Source organism: Variovorax sp. 10L426 (assembly GCF_056395305.1).
In genome coordinates, this window is the sequence record NZ_JBFTJF010000015.1 from 118,400 (window position 1) to 132,857 (window position 14,458).

A 14,458-nucleotide genomic window follows, 5' to 3' on the forward strand; every position below is an offset into this window, starting at 1 on the left:
GCTCGCGCCTCAGGACAACTTTGCCGCCGCGATGTCTTCCAGCGACCGGCCGCGCGTGGGTACGCCCATGATCATCACCGCCGCCGATCCCAACAGGAGCACAGCCGTCGTCATCCCGAAGACACCTCCGAACCCCAGCGTCGGGTAGATCAAGCCGACCAGAATCGGCGCGGTGATCCCGCCGATGCGCCCGATCGCCGAAGCCAGTCCGGCACCCGTCGCCCGCACCTGCGTAGGGAACACCTCGGGCGTGTAGGCATAGACGCCCGCGTAAGTGCCGTTCATGAAAAAGGACAACAGCACGCCCGCCAGCATGATCTGCCCATCGCTGTGCGTGAACGCCAGCCCCAACGCGGCCAGCCCGCCCAGCAACATGTAGCTGACGATGGTGGCCTGGCGGCCGATCCGGTCATTGAGCCAGGCCGCGGAAAAGTAGCCCGGGACCTGCGCCAGGTACATCACCAGCGAATAGCCGAAGCTCCTGGTGATCGTCATTCCGTTCTGGACCAGCAAGCTCGGAATCCAGGTGAAGAAGGAGTAGTAGCTGAACGTGATCGACAGCCACATCAGCCAGGTCATGCTCGTGATGCGGAAGAGCTTGCGCGACAGCAAGGTCGCGTAGTTCTTCCAGAGGCTTCCCCGGCTTTCGCTGGGCGGCGGCGCCGCGACGTCCTGCGGGTCGAGCGCCGGCAGTGCATGGCCACGCCGCTCGAAGTCGGCCTCGACCGCATCCATGATGGCGCCGGCCTCGACGACGCGCCCCTGGCTTTCGAGCCAGCGCGGCGACTCGGGCAGCACGCGGCGCCACCACAACAGCATCAGGACCGGCGTCGCCGTGAGGCAGATCACGACGCGCCAGCCTTCGGCATACGCGGGCACGATCAAGTAGCCGAGCAAGGCCGCAGCCACGAAGCCGAAAGAGAAGAAGCCGGCCAGCGCACCGGTGAAAGCGCCGCGGTAACGGCGCGCCACGAACTCCGACAGGTAGGGCGCGATGATCACACTCTCGGCACCGGTGCCGAAACCGGCGATGACGCGCAGGACCAGGAAATGGCTCCAGTCGTTGACCATCGCACTGAACAGCGATGCCACGCAGTAGACCGCCAGTGCGGACATCATCACCTTGCGTCGGCCGATCAGGTCGCCCAGCGAACCCGCGGCCAGGGCACCGAAGAAGAAGCCGATGAAGTTCGCGCTCGCCAGGACGCCGATCTGCACGCTGCTCAGCGCCCAGGCCGTGCGCAGCACGGGCAGCACGAACGCGATCACGGCGGCATCCATCGCATCGAAGCTGTAGCCGAGTCCTCCCACGAGAAGCAACCGCCGATGAAAGCCCGAAAACGGCAGCCGTTCGATGCGCGCTGAAAGAATCGTCATGTGAACCCTTTAACCCTTTGTCTCGCTGATCTTTTTGGATGGCATGGGCGCCGTGGCGGATCGTAGGTTCGGCGATTTATTGCGACAAATTTATAGTTACTATGGTGTTTATTGATCTGCTGAATGGTCCCGCATGGCTACAACCTATCGAAGCGCCGACCTCAATCTGTTGAAAGTCTTTGAAGCGCTCATGACGGAAGGCAACGTCACGCGTGCGGCGCAAAAGCTGTCGCTCACCCAGCCGACCGTCAGCAACGCCCTGCGCCGGTTGCGCGATACCTTCGACGACCGGCTGTTCGTGCGCAGCGGCGCGGGCATCAAGCCGACGCGGCGGGCGATCGATCTTTGGGAGCCGCTCGCCCAGTCGCTGCAGACGATCCGCGGCACCCTGGAGGCCGGCAGCTTCGATGCGCTGCGCAGCACCGCGAGCCTGAGCATCGCGATGTCCGACTACGTCGCCAGCATCGTGGTGCCCCGGCTGAGCAGCCGATTGAGCGAGGCAGCGCCCTCCATGCAGGTCCACACCATCCCCAACACGCTGGTGGACTTCGGCCCGGTGCTCGCGAACAACCACGCGGACTTCGCGATCAGCGTCTACGCCGATGAAGTGCAGCGGCCGGCCTTTCTCAAGTCCCGGGCGCTGTGGTCGCCTGGCTTCGTCTGTGTCATGCGCACGGGCCATCCGCTCGCCCGCCTCGACAAGATTCCCCTCAAGAAATTCCTCGCCGCGCGCCACATCGACGTCAGCCTGGTCGGCAAGACCCTGCCGACCTACGACGTGTTCCTGCGCAGCCGAGGCCTCCAGCGCAACCTGGTCGCCACCGTGAACCACTATGCGACCGCCTACGACGTGGTCCGTGGTTCCGACCTGATCGCGGTGCTGCCGTGGTCAAGAGGCCTCGACCCTTCGCGCATGGCCGGCCTGCGGCACGTGCCCGTCCCGCTGGAGGCGCCGCCCCGCATGGTCGAATTGTTCTGGCACCAGCGCCACGAGACCTCGGCGCTCCATCAATGGGTGAAGGACGAGTTGCTCGGGCTGTTCGAATAGCTCGATCAGGCCGCGGCCGGCCGGCGCCTAGCGCTGGCCGAAGATCGCCGTCCCCACCCGCACCATCGTGCTGCCTGCGGCGACCGCAGCCTCGAGGTCAGCGGACATGCCGAGCGACAGGGTGTCGAGCGCGATACCGTCCTTGCGAATCTCGTCGAAGACACGGGCCGCGCGCAGGAACAGATCGCGCTGCGCCTCGAAGTCCGGTGTCGGCTCCGGGATCGCCATCACCCCGCGCAGCCGCAAATGTGGCAACGCCGCCACAGCGCGCGCCAACGGCAGCGCTTCTTCGACCGACACGCCTGACTTGTTGGCGCCCGCATCCACGTTGACCTGCAAACACACTTGCAGCGGCGGCAAATGCGCCGGCCGCTGCTCGGCCAGGCGCTCGGCAATCTTCAGCCGGTCGATGCTGTGCACCCAGTCGAAATTCTCCGCGACGACGCGCGTCTTGTTGCTCTGCAGCGGCCCGATGCAGTGCCACTGAAGCCTGTCGCGCAGGTCGTGCAGATCCGCGATCTTGGCGACGCCTTCCTGGACGTAGTTTTCGCCGAAGGCCGTCTGGCCCAGAGCGTAGGCCTCGCGCACGGCTTCGGCCGGAAAAGTCTTGGATACCGCAAGCAAGTGCACGCTCGCAGGATCGCGTCCCACCGCCGTGCACGCCGTCACGATCCGGGCCCGAACTTGCTGGAGGTTGCCGCTAATCATCGTCATAATCATCAAAGCGTATCAAAACGTCACCGAGGAGCTTCGTGGACATCACCCAACTGCTGGCCTTCAGCGTCAAGAACAAGGCCTCCGACTTGCATCTGTCGTCCGGCCTGCCGCCCATGATCCGGGTGCACGGCGATGTGCGGCGCATCAACGTCGACGCGCTCGACCACAAGGCGGTGCATGCCATGGTGTACGACATCATGAGCGACACGCACCGCAAGCACTACGAAGAGTTCCTCGAAGTCGACTTCTCGTTCGAGATCGACGGCCTGGCCCGCTTCCGCGTCAACGCCTTCAACCAGTCGCGCGGCGCGGCGGCGGTGTTCCGGACCATTCCGTCCAAGATCCTGACGCTGGAGCAGCTCAACGCGCCGAAGATCTTCGGCGATCTCGCGCTCAAGCCCCGCGGACTCGTGCTCGTGACCGGCCCGACCGGCTCCGGCAAGTCGACCACGCTGGCGGCGATGATCAACTACCTCAACGAAACCGAGTACGGCCACATCCTCACGGTGGAAGACCCGATCGAATTCGTGCATGAGTCCAAGAAGTGCCTGATCAACCAGCGCGAGGTCGGGCCGATGACGCTCTCCTTCGCGAACGCGCTGCGCTCCGCCCTGCGCGAAGACCCCGACGCAATCCTCGTCGGCGAAATGCGCGACCTCGAAACCATCCGCCTCGCGATGACCGCGGCTGAAACCGGCCACCTGGTGTTCGGCACGCTGCACACCTCTTCCGCCGCGAAGACCATCGACCGGATCATCGATGTCTTCCCGGGCGAGGAAAAGGAAATGATCCGCGCGATGCTGTCGGAATCGCTGCAGGCCGTGGTCTCGCAAACGCTGTGCAAGACCAAGGACGGCCAGGGCCGCGTGGCGGCGCACGAGATCATGCTCGGCACGCCCGCAATCCGGAACCTCATCCGCGAGGGCAAGGTGGCGCAGATGTATTCGTCGATCCAGACCGGCAGCGGCCAGGGGATGCAGACGCTCGATCAAAACCTTACTGACCTTGTGCGCCGCAGTGTGATCTCATCTGCTGAGGCGCGCGGAAAAGCCAAGATCCCAGAGAATTTCCCTGGCTGACCAGCCCATAGCCGCCGTACCGGAGTAACCACATGGAACGCGATCAAGCCAGCCAGTTCATCAACGACCTGCTGAAGCTCATGGTGAGCCGAAACGGCAGCGACTTGTTCATCACCGCCGAGTTCCCGCCAGCGATCAAGGTCGACGGCAAGGTCACCAAGGTGTCGCAGCAGGCGCTAGGCGCGCAGCACACATTGGCACTCACGCGCTCCATCATGAACGACCGGCAGACGGCCGAGTTCGAGCGGACCAAGGAATGCAACTTCGCGATCTCGCCGACCGGCATCGGACGCTTCCGCGTCAACGCCTTCGTTCAGCAGGGCAAGGTCGGCATGGTGCTGCGGACCATCCCCGCCAAGCTGCCGACGATCGACGGGCTGGGCATGCCGCAGGTGCTCAAGGATGTCTCGATGAGCAAGCGCGGCCTGTGCATCCTGGTGGGCGCGACAGGCTCGGGCAAGTCGACCACGCTGGCCGCGATGATCGACTGGCGCAATGAAAACTCCTACGGCCATATCGTCACGGTCGAGGATCCAGTCGAGTTCGTGCATCCGCACAAGAACTGCGTCGTGACGCAGCGCGAAGTCGGCATCGACACCGACAGCTGGGAAGCCGCGCTCAAGAACACGCTGCGCCAGGCCCCCGACGTGATCCTGATGGGCGAAATCCGCGACCGTGAAACCATGGAGCACGCGGTGGCCTTCGCCGAGACCGGCCACCTTTGCATGGCCACGCTGCACGCCAACAGCGCCAACCAGGCGCTGGACCGCATCATCAACTTCTTCCCCGAAGAACGCCGTGCGCAGCTGCTCATGGACTTGTCGCTGAACCTGCGTTCGCTGGTCTCTCAGCGCCTGATTCCGACCGAAGACGGCCATGGGCGCATCGCGGCCGTCGAGGTGCTGCTCAACACCCCGCTGATCTCCGACATGATCTTCAAGGGCGAAGTCGGCGAGATCAAGGAAATCATGAAGAAGAGCCGCAACCTCGGCATGCAGACTTTCGACCAGGCGCTGTTCGACCTGTTCGAGGGGAATGCGATCAGCTTCGACGACGCCATCCGCAATGCAGACTCGGCGAATGACCTGCGCCTGCAGATCAAGCTCAACAGCCAGCGCGCGCGCACCACCGATCTCTCAGCCGGCACCGAGCACTTCGCGATAGTCTGACGCTCGCGCTAAGCTTGAGGGGATGAGCAGCCTCAACCCCAAAAACTACGACACCATTCCCCCGCAGAAGGTCGCTTTCCTCGGCCTGGGCGTGATGGGCTACCCCATGGCCGGCCACCTTGCGCTCGCGGGCCATAGCGTGACGGTCTACAACCGGACCGACGCCAAATCCATCGCCTGGCAGGAGGAACTGAAGCCCCAGGCCAAGGGCACCCTCGCTCACGCGGCAACGCCACGCGGCGCAGCCTCGAACGCGGACATCGTCTTTTGCTGCGTCGGCAACGACGACGACTTGCGTTCGGTCGTGCTCGGTGAAAACGGTGCATTCGCCGGCATGGAGAAAGGCGCGGTGTTCGTCGACCACACCACCGCGTCCGCCGATGTCGCACGCGAACTCTCGAAGGCCGCCATCGAGCGCGGCCTGCAATTCATCGACGCGCCCGTCTCCGGCGGCCAGGCCGGTGCGCAGAACGGCATCCTGACCGTGATGTGCGGCGGCGACTCGGCCACCTTCGATCGCGTCAAGCCCGTGATGTCGGCCTTTGCGCGTTCGGTCGCCCTGCTCGGTGAGAGCGGCGCCGGCCAGCTCGCGAAGATGGTGAACCAGATCGCGATCGCCGGCCTGGTGCAAGGCTTGTCCGAGGCGATCGCCTTTGGCCAACGGGCCGGGCTGGACATGAACGAAGTGCTCGCCGTCATCGGCAAGGGCGCCGCGCAGAGCTGGCAGATGGACAACCGCGGCAAGACCATGATCGAAGGCAAGTTCGACTTCGGCTTCGCGGTGGACTGGATGCGCAAGGACCTCGGCCTCGTTCTCGACGAGGCCAAGCGCAACGGTGCACGACTGCCGGTGACCGCGCTGGTCGACCAGTTCTACGCCGACGTGCAACAGGCAGGCGGCCGTCGCTGGGACACCTCGAGCCTGATCACCAGGCTCAAGTAGCGCAGTGCCCGGCCTGCCCTTAGCGGATGGGTGACGTCGTCACGCCGCTGGCCGGCGGCTGCGGCGACGGCGACGACGGCGATGCCGGCAGAGGGTCCATCGGCGGCAGCGGGACATTCGAACGCGAAGCAGGTGCGGATGAAGCCGGCGCCGGCGCCGCCCCCGTACCGCCCGGCTGCAGCTGCTGCGACTGCATGTTCGCCAGATCGGATTCACTGATGATTTCCACGATGCGAACCACCTTCTGGACACCCGACACGCCGCGCGTGACGTCGGTGGCGCGATCGGTCTCGCGTCGGGTGGCGATGCCCATCAGGTAGACCGTGCCGCGCTCGGTCACGACCTTGAACGAGTTGCCGAAGATGTCCTTCTGATCGAGCAGCGAGGCCTTGATCTTGCCCGTGATGAAGGTGTCGTTCGACCGCTCCTGGAAGGTGCTCGACGGACCGACCGTCAATTCATTGACGACCGAACGCACGTTCTCAACGCGCCGCACCACATCCTCGACCTTGCGTCGATCGGCGTCCGTGCCGACCGAGCCCGTGAGCAGCACCTGGCGATTGAAGCTCGTGATGGTGACATTCATGTCGTCGTTGGCGATGTCGCGTATGCGCGCGGCCCCGCGCAACTCGATCGACTGATCGTCCACCTGTGCGCCCGAGCTGCGGCGATCGGTGGCCACCATCCCCGCACCGACCGCGGCAGCACCTCCGACGGCCAGTGGCACGCATGCGGACAGACCGGCCACCAAGACGGCGCTTGCGGCCAGTGCGATCGCGATGCGTTGTGGGGATGTCTTCGTCATGAGTAGGACCTTCCGATGCTGGGTAATGAGATTGTGAGATTGACGGCGCACAAGACAACTTTGGAATCCATGTGGAGACCCGTTTGTCGCCTTGCCTGATGAGTTGACCGGTGCCGAAAAGTTCGGGTCCGGGCCAATGCCGGACAGGCTTTCGCCCGCTCCCTGTGCCTGATCGCGGCGAGTTTAGCCCAGCGGATTTGCAGGCCCGTTACCGCGTGTCATCGTCCGACACCTACACGCGCGATCGACCCACATCCCTACAATTCCCGCTCGACCAGTGGCTCGGTGGCGCAAATGTTGCGGGGGCCAAGGCGTGTCCGCTCGCAGTGTCCGAGCGAGAAAGGAAGCTCCTTGAATCCATTCTCCGGGTCGCAGACATGGCTTGCCCGCAGGCTCTGCGGGGCGCTGGCAACGTTGGCTCTGGCTGGGTGCAACTCGCTCGCACCCGTCAATCCGCCGATCGATCAGGTCGACGTGAACGGCGGCTATCGAATGAGCCAGCTGATCAAGCGAACGCACGGCTTCAAGACTGACGTCGACACCTTGTTCCTGCTGACCTTCTCAGGAGGCGGCACGCGCGCCGCGGCCTTCTCGTACGGCGTGCTCGAAGAGCTCAAGCGCACGAATGTCGTCGTCAAGGGCAAGACCGTCAATCTTCTTTCGGAGGTCGATGCCATCGCCGGCGTTTCAGGCGGCAGCTTCACTGCGCTTGCCTACGCGTTGTATGGCGATCAGCTCTTCACCGAATACGAGCCTCGATTCCTCAAGCGCGACGTCCAGGGCACGCTGACGTGGCGCGCATTGAACCCCGTCAACTGGTTCGCTCTCGGCAGCGGACTCTACGGTCGCTCGGAAATGGCGGCCGACTACTACGACGAGATCCTCTTCAACGGAGCGACCTTCGCGGACTTGCTCGACAAGCCGACGCCGGCGACGGCCGTTACCGGTACCGACCTCTCGACCGGGGCGCGCTTCGGCTTCTCGCAGGAGCAGTTCGACCTGCTGTGCTCCGACCTCGGCAAGGTTCGCCTGGCCCGCGCGGCGGCAACGTCTTCCGCGGTGCCGGCGGTCTTGTCGCCTGTCACGTATCACAACTACGGCGGCCGTTGCAATGCGGTGATGCCGGCGTGGGTGAAGGATGTGACCAATCCGGCCGGACCCAGCCGACCGGCCGGTCGAGCATTGCTGCGCTATCGCGACATCCAGAACTACCAGGACAGCAAGAACCGCCCCTACATCCATGTGGTCGACGGCGGGGTCTCCGACAACCTGGGCTTGCGCGGGCTCCTCGAAGCGCTCGAAGAGGTCGAGACGAGCCCGACCTTCCAGCGCGAAATCGGATTCGAGAACATTCGCCGCATCGTCGTAGTGGTCGTCAATTCGCGTTCCGCCCCGGACACCGATTGGGATCGAAGGGCGCGACCACCGGGCGTCATTTCGCAGCTCTTTCAATCGTCGAGCGTGCCGATCGATCACTTCTCTTACGAGTCGGTCGAACTGCTGAAGGACATCGCGCAGCGCTGGGCCGACAAGCGGGAACTGGAGATCGCCGAGCGCCGCCTGGCCGGCATGTCGAAGGCCCAAGCCGAAGCGGCAGTGCCCAAGCTGAGCTTCGATGCCATCGACGTGAGCTTCGACACCATCGAGAACCCCGACGAGCGGCGCTACTTCATGAACCTGCCCACCAGTTTCGTCCTGCCCCCCGAAGCCGTCGATCGCTTGCGCGAACTCGGCGGGCGCCTGCTGCGCGAATCGCCGACCTATCAGGACGTGCTGAAAAGAGTCGACGAAAGCAATGCGGCTTCGAAGCGAGACGCCGCCGCGCAGCAGTAGGACGAATCAGGAGGACAGCAGGGAAGAATCGCTGTCCTGATCGCCGAGCAGTTGCGCGTCCACGCCGTCGCACAGGCAATGCAGCACCAGCAGGTGGATTTCGTGGATGCGCGCGGCGCGCTCATGCGGCACGCAGATCTGCACGTCGGTTTCGCGCAGCGCCCGGCCCACGGCGCCGCCGGGGCCGCCGCCCGTGTTCGCCGCGTTGCCCAGAAGCGCGACGACTGTCATGTCCCGCGCATGGGCGGCTTCGACCGCCGCCAGCACCGAGGCAGATTGGCCGCTCGCGCTCAATACCAGGAGCACGTCGCCGGCCTGGCCCAGCGCGCGGACCTGCCGCGCATAGCGGTCGGAGTCCGGCGCATCGAGCGTGTCGGCGGCGGGGTCGGTAGCGTCGCCGGAAAATGCAATCGCGGCCAACTCGGGACGATCGCGCTCGAACCGGCCGACGAACTGCGCCGCGAACTGCGCCGCGAGAAAGCCCGAGACCCCCGCGCCGCACGAGAGGATCTTGCCGCCGCTGGTCACGCACGCAAGCAGCGCCTGCATGGCCTGGGAAACCGATTTCCCGAGGAGAGGACCCGCCTGATACTTCAGGTCGGCACTGTCGATGAAATGCTGCTGAATCCGTTGCTCGAACATGGGGCGGGATGATAACTGTGCATGCGTGTGCGACTGATGAAACAAAAGGTGTATGCGGAGAGTGCGGTGAGATGCCCGATCGGCCCTCAACCGGCATCGAAGGCACCCTGTATCCATTCAATTTCCTGCTCGAGCAAGACAACGTCGAAACGGCACGGCGGCAGCGCTCGAAGCCCGCTGATGTAGTGCCGCGCGGCAAACACGATGCGCCGCTGCTTCACGCCCGTAATGCTCCCGCCGGCACCGCCATGCGTGGCCGCGGTGCGCCGACGGACTTCGACGAAGACCAGCGTGCCGTCGCGCGGATCTCGCATGATCAGGTCGATCTCACCGCCGCCGCGCCCCGGCGTTCGATAATTGCGCGCAACCAGGCGCAGGCCTGCCGCTTCTAGATGTTCGAGCGCGGCGTCTTCGGCGGCATCGCCGCGCTGCTTGGTCGTCACACGAGACGACGTCCCTGTTGTCTTGTTCTGGAGAAAACCCATTGAACTCATTCGCTCCCGCTTCGTTCGGCGCCGCCCTGCAAGCCGCAAGCGATGCCGCGGGCGCGCAGCATTATCCGCAGGCGACGCTCTACGTCGTCGCCACGCCGATCGGCAACCTGGCCGACATCACGCTGCGCGCGCTGCACGTGCTGCAGATCGTCGATGCGGTGGCGTGCGAGGACACCCGGCATACGCAGAGCCTGCTGCGCGCCTACGGCATCGACCGGCCCTCCGCGGGCTTGCTGGCCGTGCATCAGCACAACGAAGCCGAGGCGGCGCAGTCCGTGATTGCGCGGCTCGCGAACGGGGAACGCATTGCGTATGTCAGCGATGCCGGCACGCCCGGCGTGAGCGACCCCGGTGCGCGTCTGGTGGCCGCCGTGCGTGAGGCCGGCCATCGCGTGCTGCCGCTGCCGGGTGCGAGCAGCGTGACGACCTTGGTCGGCGCGGCGGGTTTGGTGGCCGATGGTGATCAGGCCAGCGCATTCGTTTTCGCCGGCTTCCTCCCCAGCAAGGCCGGCGAGCGCGATGCCGCGGTGCTTGAACTTGCCAGCGAGTCGCGCAGCGTTGTGCTGCTTGAAGCGCCTCACCGCATCGAGGCACTGGCACGAGCGCTGGCGAGCCTTGGTGAACGACGCGTGACCGTCGGGCGCGAGTTGACGAAGCAGTTCGAGGAGATCGCGACCGTCGCCGCTGCCGCCCTGCCCGGCTGGTTCGCGGAGAGCCGCGATCGCACGCGCGGCGAATTCGCGTTGGTGTTGCATCCGAAACCCGCTGCGGCCGACGATGGCGCGGAGGGCGAGCGCGTGCTGCGGTTGCTGCTTGCGGAACTACCACTCAAGAGCGCCGTGCGTCTTGCCGCCGAGATCAGCGGCGCACCGCGCAATGCGCTCTACGAAGCTGGCCTTCGGCTGCGCGACGTGCAAGACGACTAGGAACCGTCCGCGCGTCGGCGTCAGCCATCGAGTTCGGGGTATGCGCGGAAGATGCCGATCGTGCGGCCGCAGCGAGTTCTCTCGCAGGCATAAAATGCACAGAATTCTGTAACCCCCTCAAAGGAGCCGGCCATGGGCTTTTCAGCTAGAGATGTTGTGCCATTCACGGCGGCCCGTGCCAACCTTTCTGAGCTGGCGGACCAGGTCAGGGCCGGCGCCGAGAAGATCATCACCAAGAATGGCGAGAGCTATGTTGCGTTGATCGACGTCGACCGCCTGGACTACTACCACCGCCTGGAGCTGGAACACATCCACCTGCTGCTGATCGACGACGCCAAGCGCGGGCTCGACGACATCACGGGTGGCCGCACGCATGACGCGGACTCGGCTCTGGCTTCGCTCCAGAAACGAAGGGCTGCCGCAGCCTCGACGGCCAGGGCAGTCAAAAAGCGTGGCTGAGCGCCTTCACCGGGTCGAGCTGACAGACAGCTTCATTGCGCGCCTCGAATCCATTGAACTGTTCTTGACAGAGGCCAATGCGCCATTTGCCTACGACAACCTGCTCGCAGGTCTGCGCAAGACAGTAGTACCCAACCTTGCGCGCTTTCCGTTGATAGGACGTCGCTACGTTGAGCAACCGCCCCAATCCGTTGAAGCGCTGGAACAACTGGCCAAGCTGCCTGCAGGGGCGCTTGATCGCTTGCGGATATACCTGCACGGCGACTACCTGATGCTGTATGCGGTGTTTGAAGAAGTGGTCTATCTGTTGTCGATTCGTCATCACCGGCAACTGTCTTTCGACTTTGCAGGCCTGTGGCCAACGTAGCAAGTACCAGAAGCACGGGTGAAAAACCTGACGGTGACCGCCCGCGGTCGGCGTCAGCCATCGAGTTCGGGGTACCCGCGGAAAATGCCGTCCTCGTTGAAGGCGATGCGCCGCGGGCTCTGCAGATAGTCGTGCACTCGCTGCCGGCGGCTCACGTTCGTCGCGAGCTTGGCAACGGCGGGCGTTCGTGCGAGCGCCCGCGCAGTGGCCTTGGGGAACGCATAGCGCAGACCCGACACGAGTTGGAACAGCGAGAGATCGGCGTAGGTCAGCGAGTCGCCGACCAGATGCAGATCGCCTGAGCGATTGCGCTGCAGGATCTTCTCGAACCAACCGAGGAACTTCGGGATGCGTTCTTCACGGAAGGCCTCCGCCCGCGCGAGTGCTGCGTCGCGCTGATCTTCGTAGTAGAGATCGGTCGATAGCGGGTGATGCGTGTCGTGCGCTTCCATCACCGCATCGGCGATGGTGAGTTGCAGTTGATGAGTCCAGAGCGCGTCGGCCTCGCCGGCACCGGCCAAACCCAGCTTCGGGCCAAGGTAGAGCAGGATGGCGGCCGTTTGCCCGACGATGATGTCGCCGTCGATCAGAAACGGCGGCGCGAAAGATGGGCGCGGATTGCCGGGGTCATCGAGCTTGCGCATCAGCGCGGCTTCGCCACCGCCTTTGGACGGCGGCTCGCGGGCTACGTCGACATACGGAGCGCCAGCCGCCTCCAGCGCCAGACGGACGAATTCGCCGCGACCCTGGATCGAGGGCCAATAGTGCAGTTGATAAGTCACGGAACCTCCGCGCAAGAAACCGTCAGGCGGGCATCCTGGCGGCCCGACTGCGACGCCAATGTCAGCGCCAGCCTCGCGCCCACCTCGGCGTTGTGCTTCACGAGCGCGATGTTGGTGGCCAGGCTGCGACCGCCTGTCAGCGCCTTGATGCGCGCCAGCAGGAAAGGCGTCACCGCCTTGCCCGTGATGCCCTGCGCCTTCGCCTCATCGAGCGCCTGTTCGGTCAACGCGTCGATCTCCTCGCGCGGCATCGCCGCGGCTTCCGGGACCGGCGTGCTCAGCACCACGCCGCCTGCCAGGCCGAGGTCCCACTTGGTATGGATGAAGCGGGCTTGCGCTTCCGCGTTGTCGAGTCTGTAGTCGGCGCGGAAGCCGCTGTCGCGCGTGTAGAAGGCCGCGAAGTTGTCCTGCTCGCAGCTGAGGACCGGCACGCCGTGGGTTTCCAGGTATTCGAGCGTGAGCCCGATGTCGAGGATGGACTTCGCGCCCGCGCACACCACGGCCACCGAGGTCCGCGCCAGCTCCTGCAGGTCGGCGGAGATGTCGAAGCTCTCCGACGCGCCGCGATGCACGCCGCCGATGCCGCCGGTGACGAAGACTTCGATGCCGGCCAGCGCCGCGCAGATCATCGTGCCGGCCACCGTGGTCGCGCCGAGTCCGCCGGCGGCGAGCACGGCTGGGAGGTCGCGGCGGCTGACTTTCTGCGCTTCTTTCGAGCGGCCGAGCAGCTCCAGCTCGTCGTCGGACAGGCCGATGCGGATGTGTCCGCCGATCACGGCGATCGTCGCGGGCTCGGCGCCCAGGGCGCGGATCAGGGCTTCGACTTCGCGTGCCGTGCGGACGTTTTCCGGGTACGGCATGCCGTGGGCGATGATGGTTGATTCCAGCGCGACGATGGGTCGGCCGGCGGCTTGCGCTGCGACGACGGGGGCGCTGAAGGTTAGCCAGGAGCGGGCAAGGTCGGTGGTCACCATGCCCGCCATCATGATCAAAGTCGGCGGCGAGATCTACTGGAAGTCGCAGCTTGGCTCTCATCTTCCTGGTCGAGGAAGGCACGGACGGCGGGTCCCGTGAGGAGCACGAGGTCGACGCCCTGGTTTGCGAGTTGCGCCCGCACGTCGGCCGTGTGGATCGCGCGCTTGATTGCGTCGGCCAGCTTTTCGACGATCGCGGCGGACGTGCTGGGTGGTGCGTAGATGCCGTCGACCTTGCCGCCGCTGTTCTTCAGCCACTCGATGTGATCTTGGAGGTCTGTCGCGGGGATGGACGAATTCACCGCCACCCCGCATGGCAATAGGCTGACCAGTGCCACGGGCACGAAGTCCTCGCACGGGTCGTGCTCGAGCTTGTTGTAGAGGTGTGGCGCGATCGACATCGTCGTGGTGCTGCTCATCAGCAGCGTGTGGCCGTCCGGCGCCGCACGCGCTACTGCCGCGAGACCCAGTGTGCCGCCCACACTAGGTCTGCTGTCGATCGCGACTGGCTGCCCGAGCTCGACGCCGAGCCTGCCGGCGACTACCCGTGCGATGCCTTCAACGGCGGGGTTGCATAAGTAGCCAACAACCATACGGATCGGGCGGGTGGGGTAAGTCGAATTGGCGGACTCTGCGGCAAGGGTGGTCTGCCGCTTGAAAGATGTGATGTCGAGGGTGAGGTGTCTGAGCAGGTGTTGCATGGTGTCTCCCTGAAAGCGCGTTGGTAGAACTGCCGCGTAGAGCCCACATTTCGCTACAGAGATGCGCGAGTTGACGAGACCCGCATTGCACCCAAGGCCCTGCGCTTCGCACCCATAATATCCTGAAACGGGATATTCGAAA

At 64.8% G+C, this 14,458-nt stretch carries 16 protein-coding genes; 8 read left to right on the forward strand and 8 right to left on the reverse strand.

Annotated features, from left to right (window positions below):
• Positions 1-9: 9 nt before the first annotated feature.
• Positions 10-1,377 (reverse strand): MFS transporter, encoded by a 1,368-nt coding sequence (locus tag AC1DHL_RS21680; protein WP_478163321.1) that lies wholly within the window; start codon positions 1,375-1,377, stop codon positions 10-12.
• A 133-nt stretch (positions 1,378-1,510) separates the two neighbouring features.
• Between AC1DHL_RS21680 and AC1DHL_RS21685 the strand changes: the two genes are divergently transcribed.
• Positions 1,511-2,425, forward strand: coding sequence for a LysR family transcriptional regulator (locus AC1DHL_RS21685; protein ID WP_478163322.1), 915 nt, complete (start codon positions 1,511-1,513; stop codon positions 2,423-2,425).
• A gap of 27 nt (positions 2,426-2,452) precedes the next feature.
• Here AC1DHL_RS21685 and AC1DHL_RS21690 read toward each other — a convergent pair whose 3' ends face one another.
• Positions 2,453-3,139 (reverse strand): YggS family pyridoxal phosphate-dependent enzyme, encoded by a 687-nt coding sequence (locus AC1DHL_RS21690; protein ID WP_478163323.1) that lies wholly within the window; start codon positions 3,137-3,139, stop codon positions 2,453-2,455.
• A gap of 38 nt (positions 3,140-3,177) precedes the next feature.
• Here AC1DHL_RS21690 and AC1DHL_RS21695 point away from each other — a divergent pair, with 38 nt between their 5' ends.
• From AC1DHL_RS21695 to AC1DHL_RS21705, 3 genes are read left to right on the forward strand one after another with little or no spacing between them, the layout of a single operon-like run.
• Positions 3,178-4,221 carry a type IV pilus twitching motility protein PilT gene (locus AC1DHL_RS21695; RefSeq protein WP_478099016.1) on the forward strand — a complete coding sequence of 348 codons (1,044 nt, stop codon included), beginning with the start codon at positions 3,178-3,180 and terminating at the stop codon, positions 4,219-4,221.
• Positions 4,222-4,253: 32 nt separating this feature from the next.
• Positions 4,254-5,390 (forward strand): PilT/PilU family type 4a pilus ATPase, encoded by a 1,137-nt coding sequence (locus AC1DHL_RS21700; protein WP_478099018.1) that lies wholly within the window; start codon positions 4,254-4,256, stop codon positions 5,388-5,390.
• Positions 5,391-5,412: 22 nt separating this feature from the next.
• Complete coding sequence (locus tag AC1DHL_RS21705; protein WP_478163324.1) at positions 5,413-6,333, forward strand: NAD(P)-dependent oxidoreductase; 921 nt, start codon at positions 5,413-5,415, stop codon at positions 6,331-6,333.
• 19 nt (positions 6,334-6,352) lie between these two features.
• Here AC1DHL_RS21705 and AC1DHL_RS21710 read toward each other — a convergent pair whose 3' ends face one another.
• Complete coding sequence (locus AC1DHL_RS21710; protein ID WP_478163325.1) at positions 6,353-7,138, reverse strand: BON domain-containing protein; 786 nt, start codon at positions 7,136-7,138, stop codon at positions 6,353-6,355.
• 351 nt (positions 7,139-7,489) lie between these two features.
• Here AC1DHL_RS21710 and AC1DHL_RS21715 point away from each other — a divergent pair, with 351 nt between their 5' ends.
• Complete coding sequence (locus AC1DHL_RS21715) at positions 7,490-8,971, forward strand: patatin-like phospholipase family protein (protein WP_478163326.1); 1,482 nt, start codon at positions 7,490-7,492, stop codon at positions 8,969-8,971.
• Positions 8,972-8,977: 6 nt separating this feature from the next.
• Here the strand turns inward: AC1DHL_RS21715 and AC1DHL_RS21720 are convergent, their stop codons facing one another.
• The gene (locus tag AC1DHL_RS21720) at positions 8,978-9,613 is read right to left on the reverse strand and encodes an SIS domain-containing protein (RefSeq protein WP_478163327.1); all 636 of its coding nucleotides are present in this window, start codon (positions 9,611-9,613) and stop codon (positions 8,978-8,980) included.
• 86 nt (positions 9,614-9,699) lie between these two features.
• Entirely contained in the window at positions 9,700-10,098 is a 399-nt protein-coding gene (locus AC1DHL_RS21725; RefSeq protein WP_478163365.1) for a YraN family protein, read from the reverse strand.
• Here AC1DHL_RS21725 and rsmI point away from each other — a divergent pair.
• The 3 genes from rsmI to AC1DHL_RS21740 all read left to right on the forward strand — a co-directional run bounded on the left by rsmI (position 10,098) and on the right by AC1DHL_RS21740 (position 11,859).
• Positions 10,098-11,033 (forward strand): 16S rRNA (cytidine(1402)-2'-O)-methyltransferase, encoded by a 936-nt coding sequence (gene rsmI / locus AC1DHL_RS21730; protein WP_478163328.1) that lies wholly within the window; start codon positions 10,098-10,100, stop codon positions 11,031-11,033. The two genes, AC1DHL_RS21725 and rsmI, sit on opposite strands and share 1 nt — an antisense overlap.
• Positions 11,034-11,165: 132 nt before the next feature.
• Positions 11,166-11,492, forward strand: coding sequence for a type II toxin-antitoxin system Phd/YefM family antitoxin (locus AC1DHL_RS21735; protein ID WP_478099030.1), 327 nt, complete (start codon positions 11,166-11,168; stop codon positions 11,490-11,492).
• On the forward strand, positions 11,485-11,859 hold the full coding sequence (locus AC1DHL_RS21740; protein ID WP_478099031.1) for a type II toxin-antitoxin system RelE/ParE family toxin: 375 nt from the start codon (positions 11,485-11,487) through the stop codon (positions 11,857-11,859). Before AC1DHL_RS21735 ends, AC1DHL_RS21740 begins: the two co-directional genes overlap by 8 nt.
• Before the next feature lie 53 nt (positions 11,860-11,912).
• Here the strand turns inward: AC1DHL_RS21740 and AC1DHL_RS21745 are convergent, their stop codons facing one another.
• The 3 genes from AC1DHL_RS21745 to AC1DHL_RS21755 are packed head-to-tail and all read right to left on the reverse strand — an operon-like array spanning position 11,913 to position 14,316.
• A complete protein-coding gene (locus AC1DHL_RS21745; RefSeq protein ID WP_478163329.1) occupies positions 11,913-12,641 on the reverse strand; it encodes a glutathione S-transferase in 729 nt (242 codons plus the stop codon).
• Positions 12,638-13,612 carry a pseudouridine-5'-phosphate glycosidase gene (locus AC1DHL_RS21750; protein WP_478163366.1) on the reverse strand — a complete coding sequence of 325 codons (975 nt, stop codon included), beginning with the start codon at positions 13,610-13,612 and terminating at the stop codon, positions 12,638-12,640. Before AC1DHL_RS21750 ends, AC1DHL_RS21745 begins: the two co-directional genes overlap by 4 nt.
• Positions 13,613-13,629: 17 nt before the next feature.
• Positions 13,630-14,316, reverse strand: a complete 687-nt coding sequence (locus AC1DHL_RS21755; protein WP_478163330.1) for a Bug family tripartite tricarboxylate transporter substrate binding protein — start codon at positions 14,314-14,316, stop codon at positions 13,630-13,632.
• Positions 14,317-14,458: the final 142 nt, after the last annotated feature.

Coding starts and splice junctions, on each gene's coding strand:
- AC1DHL_RS21680 (WP_478163321.1), bottom strand. CDS start 1,377: ATGACGATTCTTTCAGCGCGCATCGAACGGCTGCCGTTTTCGGGCTTT.
- AC1DHL_RS21685 (WP_478163322.1), top strand. CDS start 1,511: ATGGCTACAACCTATCGAAGCGCCGACCTCAATCTGTTGAAAGTCTTT.
- AC1DHL_RS21690 (WP_478163323.1), bottom strand. CDS start 3,139: ATGACGATGATTAGCGGCAACCTCCAGCAAGTTCGGGCCCGGATCGTG.
- AC1DHL_RS21700 (WP_478099018.1), top strand. CDS start 4,254: ATGGAACGCGATCAAGCCAGCCAGTTCATCAACGACCTGCTGAAGCTC.
- AC1DHL_RS21705 (WP_478163324.1), top strand. CDS start 5,413: ATGAGCAGCCTCAACCCCAAAAACTACGACACCATTCCCCCGCAGAAG.
- AC1DHL_RS21710 (WP_478163325.1), bottom strand. CDS start 7,138: ATGACGAAGACATCCCCACAACGCATCGCGATCGCACTGGCCGCAAGC.
- AC1DHL_RS21720 (WP_478163327.1), bottom strand. CDS start 9,613: ATGTTCGAGCAACGGATTCAGCAGCATTTCATCGACAGTGCCGACCTG.
- AC1DHL_RS21725 (WP_478163365.1), bottom strand. CDS start 10,098: ATGGGTTTTCTCCAGAACAAGACAACAGGGACGTCGTCTCGTGTGACG.
- AC1DHL_RS21735 (WP_478099030.1), top strand. CDS start 11,166: ATGGGCTTTTCAGCTAGAGATGTTGTGCCATTCACGGCGGCCCGTGCC.
- AC1DHL_RS21755 (WP_478163330.1), bottom strand. CDS start 14,316: ATGCAACACCTGCTCAGACACCTCACCCTCGACATCACATCTTTCAAG.